General features: G+C 67.9%; 13 protein-coding genes. 9 read left to right on the forward strand and 4 right to left on the reverse strand.

Features of this window, described 5'->3' with window-relative positions; genetic code table 11:
- Positions 1–93: 93 nt before the first annotated feature.
- Positions 94–2,253 carry a phosphoribosylformylglycinamidine synthase subunit PurL gene (gene purL / locus DDE23_RS06445; RefSeq protein WP_107750422.1) on the reverse strand — a complete coding sequence of 720 codons (2,160 nt, stop codon included), beginning with the start codon at positions 2,251–2,253 and terminating at the stop codon, positions 94–96.
- Between the two features lie 223 nt (positions 2,254–2,476).
- Here purL and DDE23_RS06450 point away from each other — a divergent pair, with 223 nt between their 5' ends.
- Genes DDE23_RS06450 through DDE23_RS06460 form a run of 3 tightly spaced genes read left to right on the forward strand, consistent with a single transcriptional unit; the run spans position 2,477 to position 4,523 of the window.
- On the forward strand, positions 2,477–2,818 hold the full coding sequence (locus DDE23_RS06450) for a YciI family protein (RefSeq protein WP_107750421.1): 342 nt from the start codon (positions 2,477–2,479) through the stop codon (positions 2,816–2,818).
- A gap of 21 nt (positions 2,819–2,839) precedes the next feature.
- A complete protein-coding gene (locus tag DDE23_RS06455; protein ID WP_107750420.1) occupies positions 2,840–3,208 on the forward strand; it encodes a YciI family protein in 369 nt (122 codons plus the stop codon).
- Position 3,209: 1 nt separating this feature from the next.
- Positions 3,210–4,523, forward strand: a complete 1,314-nt coding sequence (locus DDE23_RS06460; protein WP_107750419.1) for an RNA polymerase sigma factor — start codon at positions 3,210–3,212, stop codon at positions 4,521–4,523.
- 104 nt (positions 4,524–4,627) lie between these two features.
- Here the strand turns inward: DDE23_RS06460 and DDE23_RS06465 are convergent, their stop codons facing one another.
- Positions 4,628–5,533 carry a LysR family transcriptional regulator gene (locus DDE23_RS06465; protein WP_107750845.1) on the reverse strand — a complete coding sequence of 302 codons (906 nt, stop codon included), beginning with the start codon at positions 5,531–5,533 and terminating at the stop codon, positions 4,628–4,630.
- A gap of 168 nt (positions 5,534–5,701) precedes the next feature.
- On the opposite strand from DDE23_RS06465, the gene DDE23_RS06470 reads away from it, so the two are divergent.
- The 6 genes from DDE23_RS06470 (at position 5,702) to DDE23_RS06495 (ending at position 12,684) form a co-directional block, all read left to right on the forward strand.
- Positions 5,702–9,115, forward strand: coding sequence for an indolepyruvate ferredoxin oxidoreductase family protein (locus DDE23_RS06470; protein WP_107750418.1), 3,414 nt, complete (start codon positions 5,702–5,704; stop codon positions 9,113–9,115).
- A gap of 62 nt (positions 9,116–9,177) precedes the next feature.
- The gene (locus tag DDE23_RS06475) at positions 9,178–10,101 is read left to right on the forward strand and encodes a lysophospholipid acyltransferase family protein (RefSeq protein WP_107750417.1); all 924 of its coding nucleotides are present in this window, start codon (positions 9,178–9,180) and stop codon (positions 10,099–10,101) included.
- Between the two features lie 8 nt (positions 10,102–10,109).
- On the forward strand, positions 10,110–10,922 hold the full coding sequence (locus DDE23_RS06480) for a glutamate racemase (RefSeq protein WP_107750416.1): 813 nt from the start codon (positions 10,110–10,112) through the stop codon (positions 10,920–10,922).
- Between the two features lie 81 nt (positions 10,923–11,003).
- Complete coding sequence (gene ccmE / locus DDE23_RS06485) at positions 11,004–11,495, forward strand: cytochrome c maturation protein CcmE (RefSeq protein ID WP_107750844.1); 492 nt, start codon at positions 11,004–11,006, stop codon at positions 11,493–11,495.
- A 77-nt stretch (positions 11,496–11,572) separates the two neighbouring features.
- A complete protein-coding gene (locus tag DDE23_RS06490; RefSeq protein ID WP_107750415.1) occupies positions 11,573–12,184 on the forward strand; it encodes a holin-associated N-acetylmuramidase in 612 nt (203 codons plus the stop codon).
- Positions 12,175–12,684: a holin family protein gene (locus DDE23_RS06495; protein WP_420330159.1), complete on the forward strand. Its 510-nt coding sequence runs from the start codon at positions 12,175–12,177 to the stop codon at positions 12,682–12,684. Before DDE23_RS06490 ends, DDE23_RS06495 begins: the two co-directional genes overlap by 10 nt.
- 181 nt (positions 12,685–12,865) lie before the next feature.
- Here DDE23_RS06495 and DDE23_RS06500 read toward each other — a convergent pair whose 3' ends face one another.
- Together DDE23_RS06500 and DDE23_RS06505 are read right to left on the reverse strand one after the other, a co-directional pair.
- Positions 12,866–13,738, reverse strand: a complete 873-nt coding sequence (locus tag DDE23_RS06500) for a dimethyl sulfoxide reductase anchor subunit family protein (protein ID WP_107750414.1) — start codon at positions 13,736–13,738, stop codon at positions 12,866–12,868.
- On the reverse strand, positions 13,738–14,487 hold the full coding sequence (locus DDE23_RS06505) for a 4Fe-4S dicluster domain-containing protein (RefSeq protein WP_107750413.1): 750 nt from the start codon (positions 14,485–14,487) through the stop codon (positions 13,738–13,740). Before DDE23_RS06505 ends, DDE23_RS06500 begins: the two co-directional genes overlap by 1 nt.
- Between the last annotated feature and the right edge of the window lie 42 nt (positions 14,488–14,529).

The following is a 14,529-nucleotide window of genomic DNA, read 5'->3' on the forward strand; positions in this document are numbered from 1 at the left end:
GCGGGGGTGAGCGGCGTCTCGGAAACGCGCCAGTGGCGCGCCTCTCGCCGCGAACGCCGCGCCCGTGGCGCGGCCGGACCTTGCCCCCCGCCTTTACCCGATCGCCGCCGCGAAGGCGCCGCGATAAAGCGCCGACAGCTCCGCCAGCGGCGCCGAGGCACCGCCGAAGCTCACGCTTTCGCCGCCGAACTTGCCGACCGTCGCGACCGTCACCCCTGCCGCGCGGGCCGCGACCATCAGCGCCTCGGCCTGATCGAAGCCGCAGGCCACCAGATAGCGCGCCTGATCCTCGCCGAAGAGGAGCCCGGTTTCGGCGGTTTCCAGCGTCACGCCCAGCCCCGCGCCCTCGGCCATCTCGAAGGCGGCGAGCGCGAGCCCGCCGTCCGAGAGGTCGGTCGCCGCCTTGATGAGGGTGCGGTTCGCCCGCAGGAACTCGCCATTGGCCCGTTCGGCGGCCAGATCGACCGCGGGCGCGTCGCCGTCCTCGCGGTTGAAGACCTCGGCCAGGATCGCCGATTGGCCCAGATGGCCGGCGGTCGTGCCGATCACCAGCGCGAAATCCCCGGCCGAGGGCTGGCCCGCGATCAGATCGTCGAGGCTGTCCAGCAGGCCCACCGCGCCGATGGTCGGCGTCGGCAGGATGCCCTTGCCGTCGGTCTCGTTGTAAAGCGACACGTTGCCCGAGACGATCGGCATGTCGAGCGCCGCACAAGCCTCGCCGATGCCTTGGATGGCGCCGACGAACTGGCCCATGATCTCGGGCTTTTCAGGGTTGCCGAAATTCAGGTTGTCGGTGGTGGCGAGGGGCCTCGCGCCCACGGCGGTCAGGTTGCGATAGGCTTCCGCCACCGCCTGCTTGCCGCCCTCGACCGGGTTCGCCTTGACGTAGCGCGGCGTCACGTCCGAGGTGAAGGCGACGGCCTTGCCGGTGCCATGCACGCGGACCACGCCCGCGCCCAGACCCGGCACGCGGACCGTATCGCCCATGACCATATGGTCGTATTGCTCCCAGACCCAGCCCTTGTGGGCGTAGTTGGGGCTGGAAATCAGCGCCTTCAGCCCGTCGATCGGGTCGATCTGGGCGACCGGCGCCATGGCCTCGGCTTCGGGCGTCGGCACCCAGGGCCGGTCATATTCCGGCGCCTCGGACGACAGTTTCGACAGCGGCAGGTCGGCTTTCACCTCGTTGCCGTGGACGATCAGGAAGCGGTCTTCCGGGATCGTCTCGCCGACGATGGCGAAATCGAGGTCCCATTTGACGAAGACGGCGCGGGCCTCGGCCTCTTTCTCGGGGTGCAGCACCATGAGCATGCGCTCCTGGCTTTCCGAGAGCATCATCTCATAGGCCGTCATCGCGGTTTCCCGCTGCGGCACCTGGTCGAGGATCAGCTTGATCCCGAGGCCACCCTTGTCGCCCATCTCGACCGCCGAGCAGGTCAGACCCGCGGCGCCCATGTCCTGGATCGAGATGACGGCGCCGGTCTGCATCAGTTCCAGACAGGCCTCCAAGAGGCGCTTCTCGGTGAAGGGGTCGCCGACCTGAACGGTGGGGCGCTTTTCCTCGATGGTGTCGTCGAATTCGGCGGACGCCATGGTCGCGCCGCCGACGCCATCGCGGCCGGTCTTGGCGCCCAGATACACCACCGGCATCCCGACGCCCGAGGCGGCCGAATAGAAGATCTTGTCGGCATCCGCGAGGCCCGCCGCGAAGGCGTTCACGAGGCAGTTGCCGTTATAGGAAGCATGGAAACGGACCTCGCCGCCCACGTTCGGCACGCCGAAGCAATTGCCGTAGCTGCCGATCCCCTCGACCACGCCCTTGACGATATGGGCGGTCTTGGGATGCGACGGCAGGCCGAACGACAGTGCGTTCATCGCCGCGATGGGCCGCGCGCCCATGGTGAACACGTCGCGCAGGATGCCGCCCACGCCCGTCGCCGCGCCCTGATGGGGCTCGATATAGGACGGGTGGTTGTGGCTCTCCATCTTGAAGATCAGCGCCTGACCGTCGCCGATATCGACCACGCCCGCGTTCTCGCCCGGCCCGCAGATGACCTGCGGCCCCTTGGTCGGCAGGGTCCGCAGCCAGCGCTTCGAGGATTTGTACGAGCAATGCTCGTTCCACATCGCCGAGAAGATCCCCAGCTCGGTAAACGTCGGCTCGCGGCCGATGATCTCCAGGATGCGCTGGTATTCGTCCGGCTTCAGACCATGCGCGGCGATCAGGTCGGCGGTGATCTCAGGTTCCTGCATCCTATCCCCCGGGGCTTTCGCGGTTGCGGCGTCTTTAGAACGCCGGGGGGCCGGAGGAAAGGCCGCGTGCGGGCGGTGCGAAAAAATTCTGCGCCAGGTCGGCGGGGAATGTCGAAATCGGCGCCGCCCGGGCGTCGTTCCGGTGTCAGCTGCTTGCGGGCGGGGCCGGGGCTTGCCGGTTCGGCCCGGGGCGGCGACACTCACATCGGTTCAGGAGACGACCATGAAGTATATCGCCCTCATCTATTACGATCCCGCCGAGGCTCCGCAATCGGGCGGCTCGATGAACGAGGCCTATATTGACTTCAACCGCCGGGCCGGGGCGGCCGGGGTGCTGGCCGGGGGCGATGCCTTGCAGGCGCCCGCGACGGCGACGGTGGTGCGGATGCGCGGCGGCGAGGCCCAGACGATGGACGGCCCCTTCGCCGAGACAAAGGAACAGCTGGGCGGCTATTATCTCCTCGATTGCGCCGATCTCGATCAGGCGCTGCATTGGGCGGCGCAGATCCCCGGCGCGCGCATCGGCGCGGTTGAAGTCCGGCCACTCATGATCTTCAACGCCTGACGGAACGGAAGGAATAACCCGATGAAATATCTTCTTCTTCTCTACGGCGGCGATCTGCCCGAACCGCAGCCCGGCTCGCCCGAGTTCGACCGGATGATGCAGGAGTATGACGGCTTCAACGCCCTGCTCGAGCGCGACGGCATCGACTGGTCCGGCGAGGCGCTCGAGGATACGGGCAGCGCAACCTCGCTGCGCAAGCGGGGCGGCAGGGTTGAGACGATGGACGGCCCCTTCGCCGAAACCAAGGAGCAGCTGGGCGGTTTCTACCTGATCGACGTGCCCGATCTGGAAACCGCGATGCGCTATGCGGCCGAAATCCCCGCCGCGCTTTATGGCACGGTCGAGATCCGGCCGATCATGGACACCGCCCCCTTGCTGCCCGGTGGCTGAGATGGGCGCGGCCCCGATCCTTGAGGCGATCCACCGCCACGAGAGGGGCCGCATCCTGGCGGCGCTGATGGCCGAGCTGCGCGACCTCGACCTGGCGGAAGAGGCGCTGAGCGAGGCAATGGAATCGGCGCTGGTGCATTGGGGCAGGGCGGGCGTGCCCGACCGCCCCGGTGCCTGGCTGCTGACCGCCGCCCGGCGCAAGGTGATCGACCGCTGGCGCCGCGCCGCGCGTCTGGCGGCGCGCGCCCCCGATCTGCGGCTGCTAGCCGAAGCCGACGCCGCCGCCCGCGAGGAACCGGCGCCCGAGATCCCCGACGAACGCCTGCGCCTCATCTTTACCTGCAGCCATCCGGCGCTGGAGGCCAAGACCCGCGTCGCGCTGACCCTGCGCACCCTGGGCGGCCTGACCACGGCCGAGATCGCCCGCGCCTTCCTCGATACGGAGCCCGCCATGGGCCAGCGCCTGAGCCGCGCCAAGGCCAAGATCCGCGAGGCCGGGATCCCCTTTGCCGTGCCGGGGCCGGGGGATTGGGCGGCGCGGCTCGGCTCGGTGCTGGCGGTGCTCTATCTCATCTTCAACGAGGGCTATGCCGTCACGGCGGGCGCGGCGCCCCTGCGCGTCGACCTCTCGGCCGAGGCGATCTATCTCGCCCGCATGCTCGACCAGCTCCGCCCGGACGAGCCCGAGGTTCTGGGCCTTCTGGCGCTGATGCTGATGACCGATGCGCGGCGCGCGGCGCGGCTGGGGCCGGACGGTGCGCTGGTGGCGCTGGACCGGCAGGACCGGCGGCTCTGGGACCGGGCCGGGATCGCCGAGGGCGAGGCGCTGGTCGACCGGGCCATGGCGCTCTGCGCGCCGGGGCCGTTCCAGATCAAGGCCGCCATCGCCGCGCTTCATGCCGCGCCCGAGATCGACCGCCGCCAGATCTTTCTGCTCTACGACAGCCTCCTGCGATTCGAGCCGACGCCGGTCGTGCGCCTCAACCGGGCGGTGGCGCTGGCCGAAACGGGCGAGACGGCGGCGGCCCTGGCCCTGGTCGAGGCGCTGCGCGTGGATTTGCATAGCTATCAGCCGTTCCACGCCGCCCTGGCCGAGCTCAGGCTCCGGGCGGGGCAGGGCGCCGCTGCGGCCGAAGCCTATGGCGAGGCCATCGCCCGGTCAGGGAATGCGGCGGAACGGGCTTTCCTCAGGACGCGGCTGGCAGCGGTGCAGACCGCCGCCGACCCAAAAAAGAAGGCCGAGCAAAGCTCGGCCCAAGTCCAACAGGGAGGTAAAGATACAGAAGGAACTCCTGTATCTCACGAACCCAGATAATCGAATCGCTACATGCGTTCAACAATTTCCTCGCTGCATGTGCATCATAGCCGTGATGCGTTGCATGCATGCCTCACCCTAGGTCAACGCAACCGGTGGGCGAGCTATTCGCTGCTCGGCATGGTCCGCTGGCGGCGATAGGCGATCACACCCTCCAGCACGAAGTCGCGGAAAGCCGATACCCGCTTGGAATGACGCAATTCTTCCGGGTAGGCGAGGAATACGGGAACCTCGGCGCTTTCCACATCGGGCAGCACCCGCACCAGTTGCGAGAAATCCTCGGTCAGGTAGTCGGGCAGCACACCGACGCCCAGATGGTTCACCACCGCCTGCAACACGCCGAAGTAGTTGTTGACGGTAAAGGTCGAGCGGATCTGCTGCGTCATCAGCTCGCGCACCAGCGCGCCGCCCGCCGCCACTTGATGGGCATTGGCGCTCTGGCAGACCAGGCGGTGATCCTTCATCTCGATCAGCGAGGTCGGCGTGCCGTTCTGGCGCAGGTATTCGGTCGAGGCGTAGAGCCGCATCCGGACGCCCATCAGGCGCTTGCGGATCAGGTCGGCCTGGCTCGGCTCCTTCATCCTTATCGCCACATCGGCCTCACGCATCGGCAGGTCGAGCACGCGCTCTTCCAGCATGAGGTCGATCTTCAGTTCCGGGTATTTGGCGTAGAGCGTGGGCAGGCGCGGGGCCAGCCACAGCGTGCCGAAGGCGGTGGTGGTGGTGACCCTCAGCTCGCCATAGACCTCTTCCTCGCTGTCGCGGATCCGGGCAGCGGCGGTTTCCAGCCGCTTGGTCATGGCCCGGGTCGCGTCGAACAGCAATTCCCCCTGTTCGGTCAGAATCAGCCCCCGCGCGTGGCGGTGGAACAGAATCGTGCTGAGGCTTTCCTCCAGCCCCCGGATCTGGCGGCTGACAGCCGATTGGCTCAGGCCCAGCGTGTCACCGGCATGGGTCAGGCTGCCGGCATCGGCCACCGCGTGAAAGATTCGGAGCTTGTCCCAGTCCATCATAAAATTTCGGTCATTATCCGCCGCTGTTTCATTGCCAATCGTTTCTATGGCAACGTTGTCTACCCGAAAAGACAAGAATCCGTGGAAACGGGTTTTAAGGTCAGCATTTTTGACCTATACTGGCGCTAACGCCACCCGAGTGGCGATCGGCATGGGAGGTGCACGATGGGTAAGCAGACGGTGTCTCTGAACGACCGTTTCGACCTGGATAAATCCCCGGTTCTGCTGAACGGCACGCAGGCGCTGGTGCGTCTGATGCTGGCACAGCAGGCGCGGGACCGGGCGGCGGGGCTGAAGACGGCGGGTTATGTGACGGGCTATCGCGGCTCGCCGCTGGGTGCCGTCGACCAGCAGATGATCCGCGCCAGACCCTTCCTCGATGCCGCGCAGGTCACCTTTCAGGAGGGGTTGAACGAGGACCTCGCCGCCACCGCCATCTGGGGTGCCCAGCAGGCGGAACTGAGGGGCGAGGGCAAGTACGACGGCGTCTTCTGCCTGTGGTACGGCAAGGGGCCGGGGATCGACCGCTCGGGCGACCCGATGAAACACGCCAACATGGCCGGCACGTCGAAGAACGGCGGCGTCATCATGGCGATGGGCGACGATCACACCGGTGAAAGTTCGACCGTGCTGCATCAGTCGGACTGGGCGATGGTCGATGCCTATATGCCGATCGTCTCGCCCGCGGGCGTGCAGGAAATCCTCGATTACGGCCATTACGCCTATGAACTCAGCCGCTTTTCCGGCCTCTGGGTCGGTCTGAAGACGATGAAGGATACCGTCGAGGCCACAGCGGTCGTCGACGGCAATCCGCACCGGATGTCCTTCGTACGCCCCGATTTCCAGATGCCTGCGGGCGGCCTGAACATCCGCCTGCAGGATACGCCGGTGGCGCAGGAAGCGCGGATGATCGACTACAAACGCTTCGCGGCCGAGGCTTTCAGCCGCGCCAACCGCATGGACAAGCGGATCTGGGGCCAGCCGGGCGCGAAGATCGGCCTGGTCGCGGCGGGCAAGAACTGGCTGGACCTCGTGCATGCCATGGGGCTGCTGGGCCTGGACGAGGCAGCCTGCGAGCGGCTCGGCATCACCACCTACAAGGTCGGGCAGACCTGGCCGCTGGACATGACCAGCTTCCATGAATGGGCCGATGACCTCGACCTCATCATCTGCGTCGAGGAAAAGCGCAAGCTGATCGAGGTGCAGATCAAGGAGGCGATCTTCGACGACCGCCGCGGCCGCCGGGTCTATGGCTGGTACAAGGGCGGCGCCGGGGGGATGCATTCGGAAGAGCTGTTCCCGACCCGCTACGCGCTGGACCCGGTGATGATCGCCGAGAAGCTGGGCGGCATCTTTCTGGAAGAAGGCTGCGATACCGAGGGGTTGCGCGCCGGTCTTGAGAGGTTGGGTGAAGCCCGCCGGGCCGACAACGCCACCGATATCGCCCAGCGGACGCCGTGGTTCTGCTCGGGCTGCCCGCATAATTCCTCGACCAGGCTGCCCGACGGCAGCCGCGCCTATGCCGGGATCGGCTGCCATTACATGGTGCAATGGATGGACCGCGAGACGCTCGGCTTCACCCATATGGGCGGCGAGGGTGCGAACTGGATCGGCGAGAGCCTGTTCTCGCACCGCGGCCATGTGTTCCAGAACCTGGGCGACGGGACCTATAACCATTCCGGCGTGCAGGCGATCCGCGCGGCGCTCGCGGCCGGGACGACCATCACCTACAAGATCCTCTTCAACGATGCCGTCGCCATGACCGGCGGCCAGCGCAACGAGGGCGGGCTCACCGCCTATCAGATCGCGCGCGAGATCACGGCGATGGGCGTCAAGCCGGTGGTCGTGGTCTATGATGAGAAGGAAGAGCTGGATCTCTCGCAATTCCCGGCGGGGATCGAAAAGGTCGAGCGCGCCAACCTGATGAATGTGCAGGAGAAAATGGCCGAGACCAAGGGCGTCTCCGCCATCATCTACGTCCAGACCTGCGCCGCCGAGAAGCGCCGTCGCCGCAAGCGCGGCACCTTCCCCGATCCCGACCGCCGCGTCTTCATCAACACCGAAGTCTGCGAGGGCTGCGGCGATTGCGGGGTGCAGTCGAACTGCGTCTCCATCGTGCCGGTCGAGACGGAACTGGGCCGCAAGCGGGCCATCGACCAGTCGTCCTGCAACAAGGATTTCAGCTGTCTCAAGGGCTTCTGCCCGTCTTTTGTCACGGTCGAGGGGGCCAAGGTCAAGAAATCCGCGACCCGGGCGCTGGATCTGCCGGACCTGCCGGAACCGGTGCTGCCGGCGATCGAGGGCACGCATAACCTGATCATCACCGGCGTCGGCGGGACCGGCGTGGTGACGGTCGGCGCGGTGCTGGCGCAGGCGGCGCAGATCGACGGCAAGGGCGCCGGGATGATGGAGATGGCGGGCCTCGCCCAGAAGGGCGGCGCCGTGCACATCCATCTGCGGCTGGCCAACAAGCCCGAGGATATCAGCGCCGTCCGCGTCGCCGTCGGCGAGGCGGATGCGGTGATCGGTGGCGATCTGGTGGTGACGGCGGGGGCGAAAACCATCGGCCTGATGACCACGGGCCGCACCGGCGCGGTGGTCAACAGCCATGAGATCATCACCGGCGCCTTCACCCGTGACACCGAATTCCGCTTGCCGATCAATAATCTGGAGGTCGCTCTTGAAGCGCGGCTTCGCGACCGGCTGTCGATGTTCGATGCCTCGGAACTCGCGCGCGTGGCGCTGGGGGATTCGATCTATTCCAACATGATGGTGCTGGGTGGCGCCTGGCAGAAGGGGCTGGTGCCGCTGAGCCTGGAGTCGATCCGCGAGGCCATCGTGCTGAACAAGGCCGCGGTCGAGGGCAATCTGCGCGCCTTCGAGATCGGTCGTTGGGCCGTGCTTCATCCACAGGACGCGGCCAAGGTGATCGCACCCAGCGATATCAACAGCTTGCCGGTCGATCCTGTCGCCTTCCGCGAGGCCCGTCTGGTCGAATACCAAGGCAAGCGGCTGGCCAAGCGCTTCCGCAAGCTGGTCGACAGCGTCGAGGACAAGGGGCTGCGCGAGGCCGTGGCGAAGGGCTATCACAAGCTGCTGGCCTACAAGGATGAATACGAGGTGGCGCGCCTGCATCTGTCGACCGAGGCCAAGCTGCGGGAAACCTTCGACGGTGATTTCGTGATGAAGTTCCACCTCGCGCCGCCGGTGATCGGCGGGAAGGATCCCTCGGGCCGGCCGAAGAAGCGCGAATTCGGACCCTGGATGATGTCCGGCTTCAAGCTGCTGGCCAAGATGAAAGGCCTGCGCGGCACGCCCTTCGACCCCTTCGGCCATTCGGCCGAGCGGAAGATGGAACGCAGCCTTATCAAGCAGTTCGAAAGCGACATGAAAGCGGTTCTGCCGAATCTCAGCCCGGCGACCCGCGATCTGATCCTGGAACTGGCCATGCTGCCCCTCTCGATCCGCGGCTATGGCCCGGTCAAGCACGCGAACGAGGCCAAGGCCGCCAAGCGGCGCGAGGAGATCCTGGCGGCCATCGCCCAGGGCGGCGCACCCACCCGGATGGCGGCGGAATAACCGTCGCCATTCTGTCACCAGCAGGCGCTAGGACTCGGGCATATCCTTTGCCCGAGTCCCCCATGTCCCTCGCCATCCTCGACACCCCCGTCCGCCACCGCCGCCGCCCGCTTGCCCGTGGCGTGGCGCGCGACATCACCTACGCGATGTCGGCCCGGACCCGACCCGGGCAGGCGCTGATCCGCAGCGTCGAGAATGTCACCGGGCGCCTCGCGCTCATGCGCCGGGCCGAAGGCTATGAGGCCGAGGTCGCGCAGGGCCGCGATTTCTGGCGGGTGATGATGGAGCGCTTCGGCCTCAGGCTCGACGTGATCCGCGGCTCGCTGGGCACGATCCCCACCCGCGGTCCGCTGGTCGTGGTTTCGAACCACCCGTTCGGGATCCTCGACGGGCTGGTGCTGGGCCATATCCTCAGCGCCGTGCGGGGCGGGGATTTCCGCATCGTGGCGCATAACGCCTTCCTCGGGGCCGATGATGTGCGCCGCGCCATCCTGCCGGTCGATTTCTCGGGCAGCCGCGCCGCGCAGGCGCGCAACATCGCGACCAGGGCCGAGGCGATCGGCTATCTGCAAGCGGGCGGCGCGGTCGGCATCTTTCCGGGCGGGACCGTGGCCACCGGTCGCACACCGCTGGCCGAACCGCGCGACCCGCAGTGGCGGGCCTTCACCGCAAAGATGATCGCCCGCTCGGGCGCGACGGTGGTGCCCTTGTGGTTCGAGGGCGCCAACTCGCCCCTGTTCCAGATGGCGAGCCACCTGCATCCGACGCTGCGCATGGCGTTGCTGATCCGCGAATTCGCCGCCCGGACCGACGGGCCGGTGCGGCTGGCGGTCGGCGATCCGATCCCGCCGCACAAGCTCGCGAGCGCCGGGCAGGGGGCCAATCAGGTGATGGATTTCCTCCGCCGCAGCACGTATGACTTGTCGCCGAACCCCTCGGACTGGGCCCGCCTGGGCTTTGAATTCGAGGCGCAATATCGGCGATAGAGGCAGAAATGGCAGTAGGCGTGTTCGATTCCGGGCTGGGCGGGCTCACGGTTCTGGACGCGCTGGTCCGACGCCTGCCCGAGGTGCCCTTCGTCTATTTCGGCGACAACGCCAACACGCCCTATGGCACGCGCGACGCGGACGACATCTACCGGCTGACCACGCAGGGGGTGCAGCGCTTGTTTGATGAGGGCTGCGATCTGGTGATCCTGGCCTGCAACACCGCCTCGGCCGCGGCGCTGAAACGGATGCAGGAAAGCTGGATCCCGCCGGGCAAGCGCGTGCTCGGTGTCTTCGTCCCGCTGATCGAGGCGCTGACCGAACGGCAATGGGGCGACAATTCGCCCCCGCGTGAGGTGGCGATCAAGCATGTCGCGCTCTTTGCCACCCCCGCCACCGTCGCCAGCCGCGCCTTCCAGCGCGAACTGGCCTTCCGCGCTATCGGCGTGGATGTCGAGGCCCAGCCCTGCGGCGGCGTGGTCGATGCCATCGAACAGGGCGACATGATTCTGGCCGAGGCGCTGGTGCATTCCCACGTCGAGGCGCTGCACCGCCGGATGCCGAAGCCCGAGGCCGCCGTGCTGGGCTGCACGCATTACCCGCTGATGGAAGAGGCCTTCCGCGCCGCGCTCGGCCCCGGGGTGCAGGTCTATTCCCAGCCGGAACTGGTGGCGGCGAGCTTGGAGCATTACCTCGAACGCCACCCCGACCTGATCGGCACCGGCACCGAGACGCTGTTCCTGACCACCGGCGACCCGGTGGCGGTGGGGCACAAGGCCACGCAATTCCTGCGCCGCCGGATCCCCTTCAAGGCCGCCTGATGCGGCAACGGGTCCCGTTGCCAGCCGCGCCCCGCCTTCCTATCTGAGGCATCGAAACCCCGGAGGATCCCCATGGCCGGCATGAAGAGCCTGAAAAAGACCCGCCGCGTGCAGATCATTGCCGTGGCCGCGGTGGCGCTCACGCTCAGCACCGCGCTTATCGGCTATGCGATGCGCGACGGGATCAACTTCTTCCGCTCGCCCAGCCAGGTGATGGCCGAGCCTCCGGCGCCGAACGAGATCTTTCGTCTAGGCGGTATGGTCGAGGTCGGCACCCTCAGCCGCGGGCAGGGCGAATCGATCACCTTCTCCGTCACCGATTTCTGCGCCAGCGTGCCGGTCAGCTACCGCGGCATCCTGCCCGACCTCTTCGGCGAGAATGAGGGCACGGTGGCGACCGGTCGGCTGGTCGACGGGGTCTTCGTCGCGACCGAGATCCTGGCGAAGCACGACGAGACCTATATGCCGCGCGAAGTGGCCGATGCGGTCGGCGTCCAGGGCTCGCCCAATGCTGCGGCGAACCGCCCGGAATGCGAATACCACGGCGAGACTTACCCGACCCAGGGCACCTGAGCCGCAACGCACGCCGCCGCTACCGGATCTGAACCCGGGCCCGCGATCCTGCCTGCTTTCCAGCATGGGAGGGCGCGATGCGCGACGTGCAAAGCCTTGCCGAAGAGATCGTCGCCCGCGAGGGCGGCTTCGTCAACGACCCCGACGACCCGGGCGGGGCGACCAATTTCGGCGTGACCATCGGCACGATGCGGCGGCTGGGGCTGGACCTGACCGGCGACGGGCAGGTGAGCGAGGCCGATGTCCGGGCGCTGACCCGGGCGCAGGCGGTGGCGATCTTTCTTGAGCATTATTACCGCCGCCCCGGCATCGCCGCGCTGCCCGAGGCGCTGCAACCCTCGGTCTTCGACATGTATGTGAACGCGGGCGGCAATGCGGTAAGGATCCTCCAGCGGCTGCTGGGCGAGATGGGCCATGACCTCAGTGTCGACGGGGTGATCGGGCCGCAGACGATCCGCGCCGCGCAGGCCGCCTATCGGGCCGCGCCCGGCCATCTGGCCGATGCTTACGGCATCGCGCGGCGGGATTATTACTACGCCCTGGGCGACCGCCGCCCGGCCTCGCGCAAATACGCAAGGCGGCGGGATGGCGGGAAGGGCGGCTGGATCCTCAGGGCCGAGGAATTCATCGCGCCCCGCTATCACCTGAGCGAGGCCGAGCACCGGGAAAGGACCGCCGCTTGGGGCTGATCGCAACACTGGCCCGCGCCCTGTTCCTGCGCGGCGGTGCGGCCGAGATCGGCCGCGTCGGCACTGATCTGGCCGAGGTCTTCCGCCCCAATGCCACACGGCAGATGGAACTCTCGCACGATGCCTTCACCGCGGCGCAACAGGCCTATGCGGCGGAATTCCAGCTGGCCCGGCAAGGCTGGTTCGACGGTTTCGTCAATGGCTTGAACCGGCTGCCCCGGCCGCTGCTGGCGCTGGCGACGCCCGCGCTCTTTGCCTATGCGATGGTCGATCCCGCGGGCTTTTCGCTGCGCATGCAGGGGCTCGCCACGGTGCCCGAACCGCTGTGGTGGCTGCTGGGCGCGGTGGTCGCCTTCTATTTCGGCGCGCGCGAGACGCATTACCGCCGCGCTCTGCGCCCGCCGGAACCCGTCGCCGCCCCGCTGCCCGAGGCCCCGCCCGCCGCCACCCGCAACCCGGCCCTGGACGCCTGGCTGGAAGAAGGCCGCCGCGGCCAGTGAGGCCTGCATCTTCGTTCCCTAAATATCCTCGGGGGTGAGGGCCGCCCGGACGAGGCGCCCGTGGCGCGTCGTCAGGCCCGAACGCCCGGAGCGCAAGCGCAGGGCCGGACCAGCCCGCAGGGCAGAGGGGGGCAGACGGCCCCCCTTCCTTCGGCGCCCGGGTTCACCCGCGCGCAACCGCTCAGCGGCGCCCGTAGTAAAGCCCCATCACGTGCTCGGCCTCGGCAAAGAACAACCAGCGCGCGGCCAGCATGCCGCCCAGATGGCTGAACGCGGCCGGGATCAGCCCGGGCCAGCCGGGCCAGAGCCCCAGCAGCAGCGCCGGGATCAGGCAGGCGAGGATCATGGCGATGACCCGCAGCTTCATCCGGTGGCGGCGGCCGACGACATAGGCCATTTCGCGCAGCAGGTAATTCGGGCCGGTATGCGGCGGCTCCAGCTGGCGGACCCGGCCGAGCGGGCCGAGGCCGGTCGCGGTTTCGGGGCTCTGGCCCGACCGGGCGAATTGTCGGTCGCCGAGGATCCAGTGCAGCGCCAGCGTCAGCGCCAGCCAGGGCAGCGCCAGCTCGGCCAGCTCGACCCGGGCGGTCAGGATCGCGCCACCGGCCAACGCCGCGGTCAGGAAAACCGCGGGCGTTGTCCAGTGATTCCAGCGCGGTACGGTACGAAGCTGGGCATAGATCATCGAGGTGGCGAGGATCGTGGCCAGGCAAAGCACAGCGCCCGCCATCCCCGCCAAAGGCACCGCCCGGCCCCAGAACACCAGCCCTGCGGCATGGGGCGCCAGCACCAGCAACGCCAGCGCCGCCAGCACCGCCTCGCGCGAGAGCCAGCTGGTGCGCCATTGGCTGAAGGCCCTGAGCGCCCGTTCGGGACGGCCCAGATGCAGGGCCGAGGCAGCGAGCCCGGTCAGCGTCAGCCCGTAGCCAAGGCCGAACCAGAGGAAGGCCGACCAGCCCCGCGGCGTCACGGCGCCGAAGCCGAGATAGGTCAGCAGCCCCAGGCCAAGGCCGGAGAGAGCGGTAAAGGCGATGATGGACGGCGCGGGATGCATCAGAACCTCGATAGCGTCCGGTCGACCCAGCCGAGGAACCCGGTCAGCCCTTCGGTCCCGGGCTCGCACAGCTGGGCGAGGTCGGGCGGGGCCTCCTGCAGCCGGTCGCGCGGGCGGGGGGGCAGGTATTTGTTGACCGGTCGCGCCTTGAGGTCAGGCATCAGGTCAATGCCGCCCCGTTCCGCGACCAGCCGCGAAACCGCGCTTTCGGGGTCGCCCAGATCGCCGAAATGCCGCGCGCCCGAGGGGCAGGTCCGCACGCAGGCGGGTTCGCGGTCGCGCTCGGGCAGCGCCTCGTTATAGATCCGGTCGACGCAGAGGGTGCATTTCTTCATCACCCCCACCAGCGCGTCGAGTTCGCGCGCGCCATAGGGGCAGGCCCAGGCGCAGAGGCCGCAGCCGATGCAGGCATCCTCGTTGACCAGCACGATCCCGTCCTCGGCCCGCTTGTAGCTGGCGCCGGTCGGGCAGACGGGGACGCAGGGCGCATCCTCGCAATGCAGGCAGGATTTGGGGAAATGCACAGTGACCGGGGCGCCGGATTCGGGCGTGACCTCGTAGCTGTGGACGCGGTTGAGGAAGGTGCCTTCGGGTTCCGCGCCGTAGGGGTCGAGGTCCGAGAGGGGGGCGCCGTAATTCTCGGTGTTCCAGCCCTTGCAGGCGATGACGCAGGCATGGCAGCCGACGCAGGTGTCGAGGTCGATGACCAGGCCGAGTTTCTTCAGGGAGGGCGGGGGCAGGGCGGTCATGGGCGGGCGTTCCGCGCGGAGCGGCCGGGCAAGGGCGTATTT

It is taken from the genome of Pararhodobacter aggregans (assembly GCF_003075525.1).
GTDB classification, from domain to species: domain Bacteria; phylum Pseudomonadota; class Alphaproteobacteria; order Rhodobacterales; family Rhodobacteraceae; genus Pararhodobacter; species Pararhodobacter aggregans.

Coding starts and splice junctions, on each gene's coding strand:
- DDE23_RS06475 (WP_107750417.1), top strand. CDS start 9,178: ATGTCCCTCGCCATCCTCGACACCCCCGTCCGCCACCGCCGCCGCCCG.
- DDE23_RS06500 (WP_107750414.1), bottom strand. CDS start 13,738: ATGCATCCCGCGCCGTCCATCATCGCCTTTACCGCTCTCTCCGGCCTT.
- DDE23_RS06455 (WP_107750420.1), top strand. CDS start 2,840: ATGAAATATCTTCTTCTTCTCTACGGCGGCGATCTGCCCGAACCGCAG.
- purL (WP_107750422.1), bottom strand. CDS start 2,253: ATGCAGGAACCTGAGATCACCGCCGACCTGATCGCCGCGCATGGTCTG.
- ccmE (WP_107750844.1), top strand. CDS start 11,004: ATGAAGAGCCTGAAAAAGACCCGCCGCGTGCAGATCATTGCCGTGGCC.
- DDE23_RS06505 (WP_107750413.1), bottom strand. CDS start 14,487: ATGACCGCCCTGCCCCCGCCCTCCCTGAAGAAACTCGGCCTGGTCATC.
- DDE23_RS06480 (WP_107750416.1), top strand. CDS start 10,110: ATGGCAGTAGGCGTGTTCGATTCCGGGCTGGGCGGGCTCACGGTTCTG.
- DDE23_RS06490 (WP_107750415.1), top strand. CDS start 11,573: ATGCGCGACGTGCAAAGCCTTGCCGAAGAGATCGTCGCCCGCGAGGGC.
- DDE23_RS06450 (WP_107750421.1), top strand. CDS start 2,477: ATGAAGTATATCGCCCTCATCTATTACGATCCCGCCGAGGCTCCGCAA.
- DDE23_RS06470 (WP_107750418.1), top strand. CDS start 5,702: ATGGGTAAGCAGACGGTGTCTCTGAACGACCGTTTCGACCTGGATAAA.
- DDE23_RS06460 (WP_107750419.1), top strand. CDS start 3,210: ATGGGCGCGGCCCCGATCCTTGAGGCGATCCACCGCCACGAGAGGGGC.
- DDE23_RS06465 (WP_107750845.1), bottom strand. CDS start 5,533: ATGGACTGGGACAAGCTCCGAATCTTTCACGCGGTGGCCGATGCCGGC.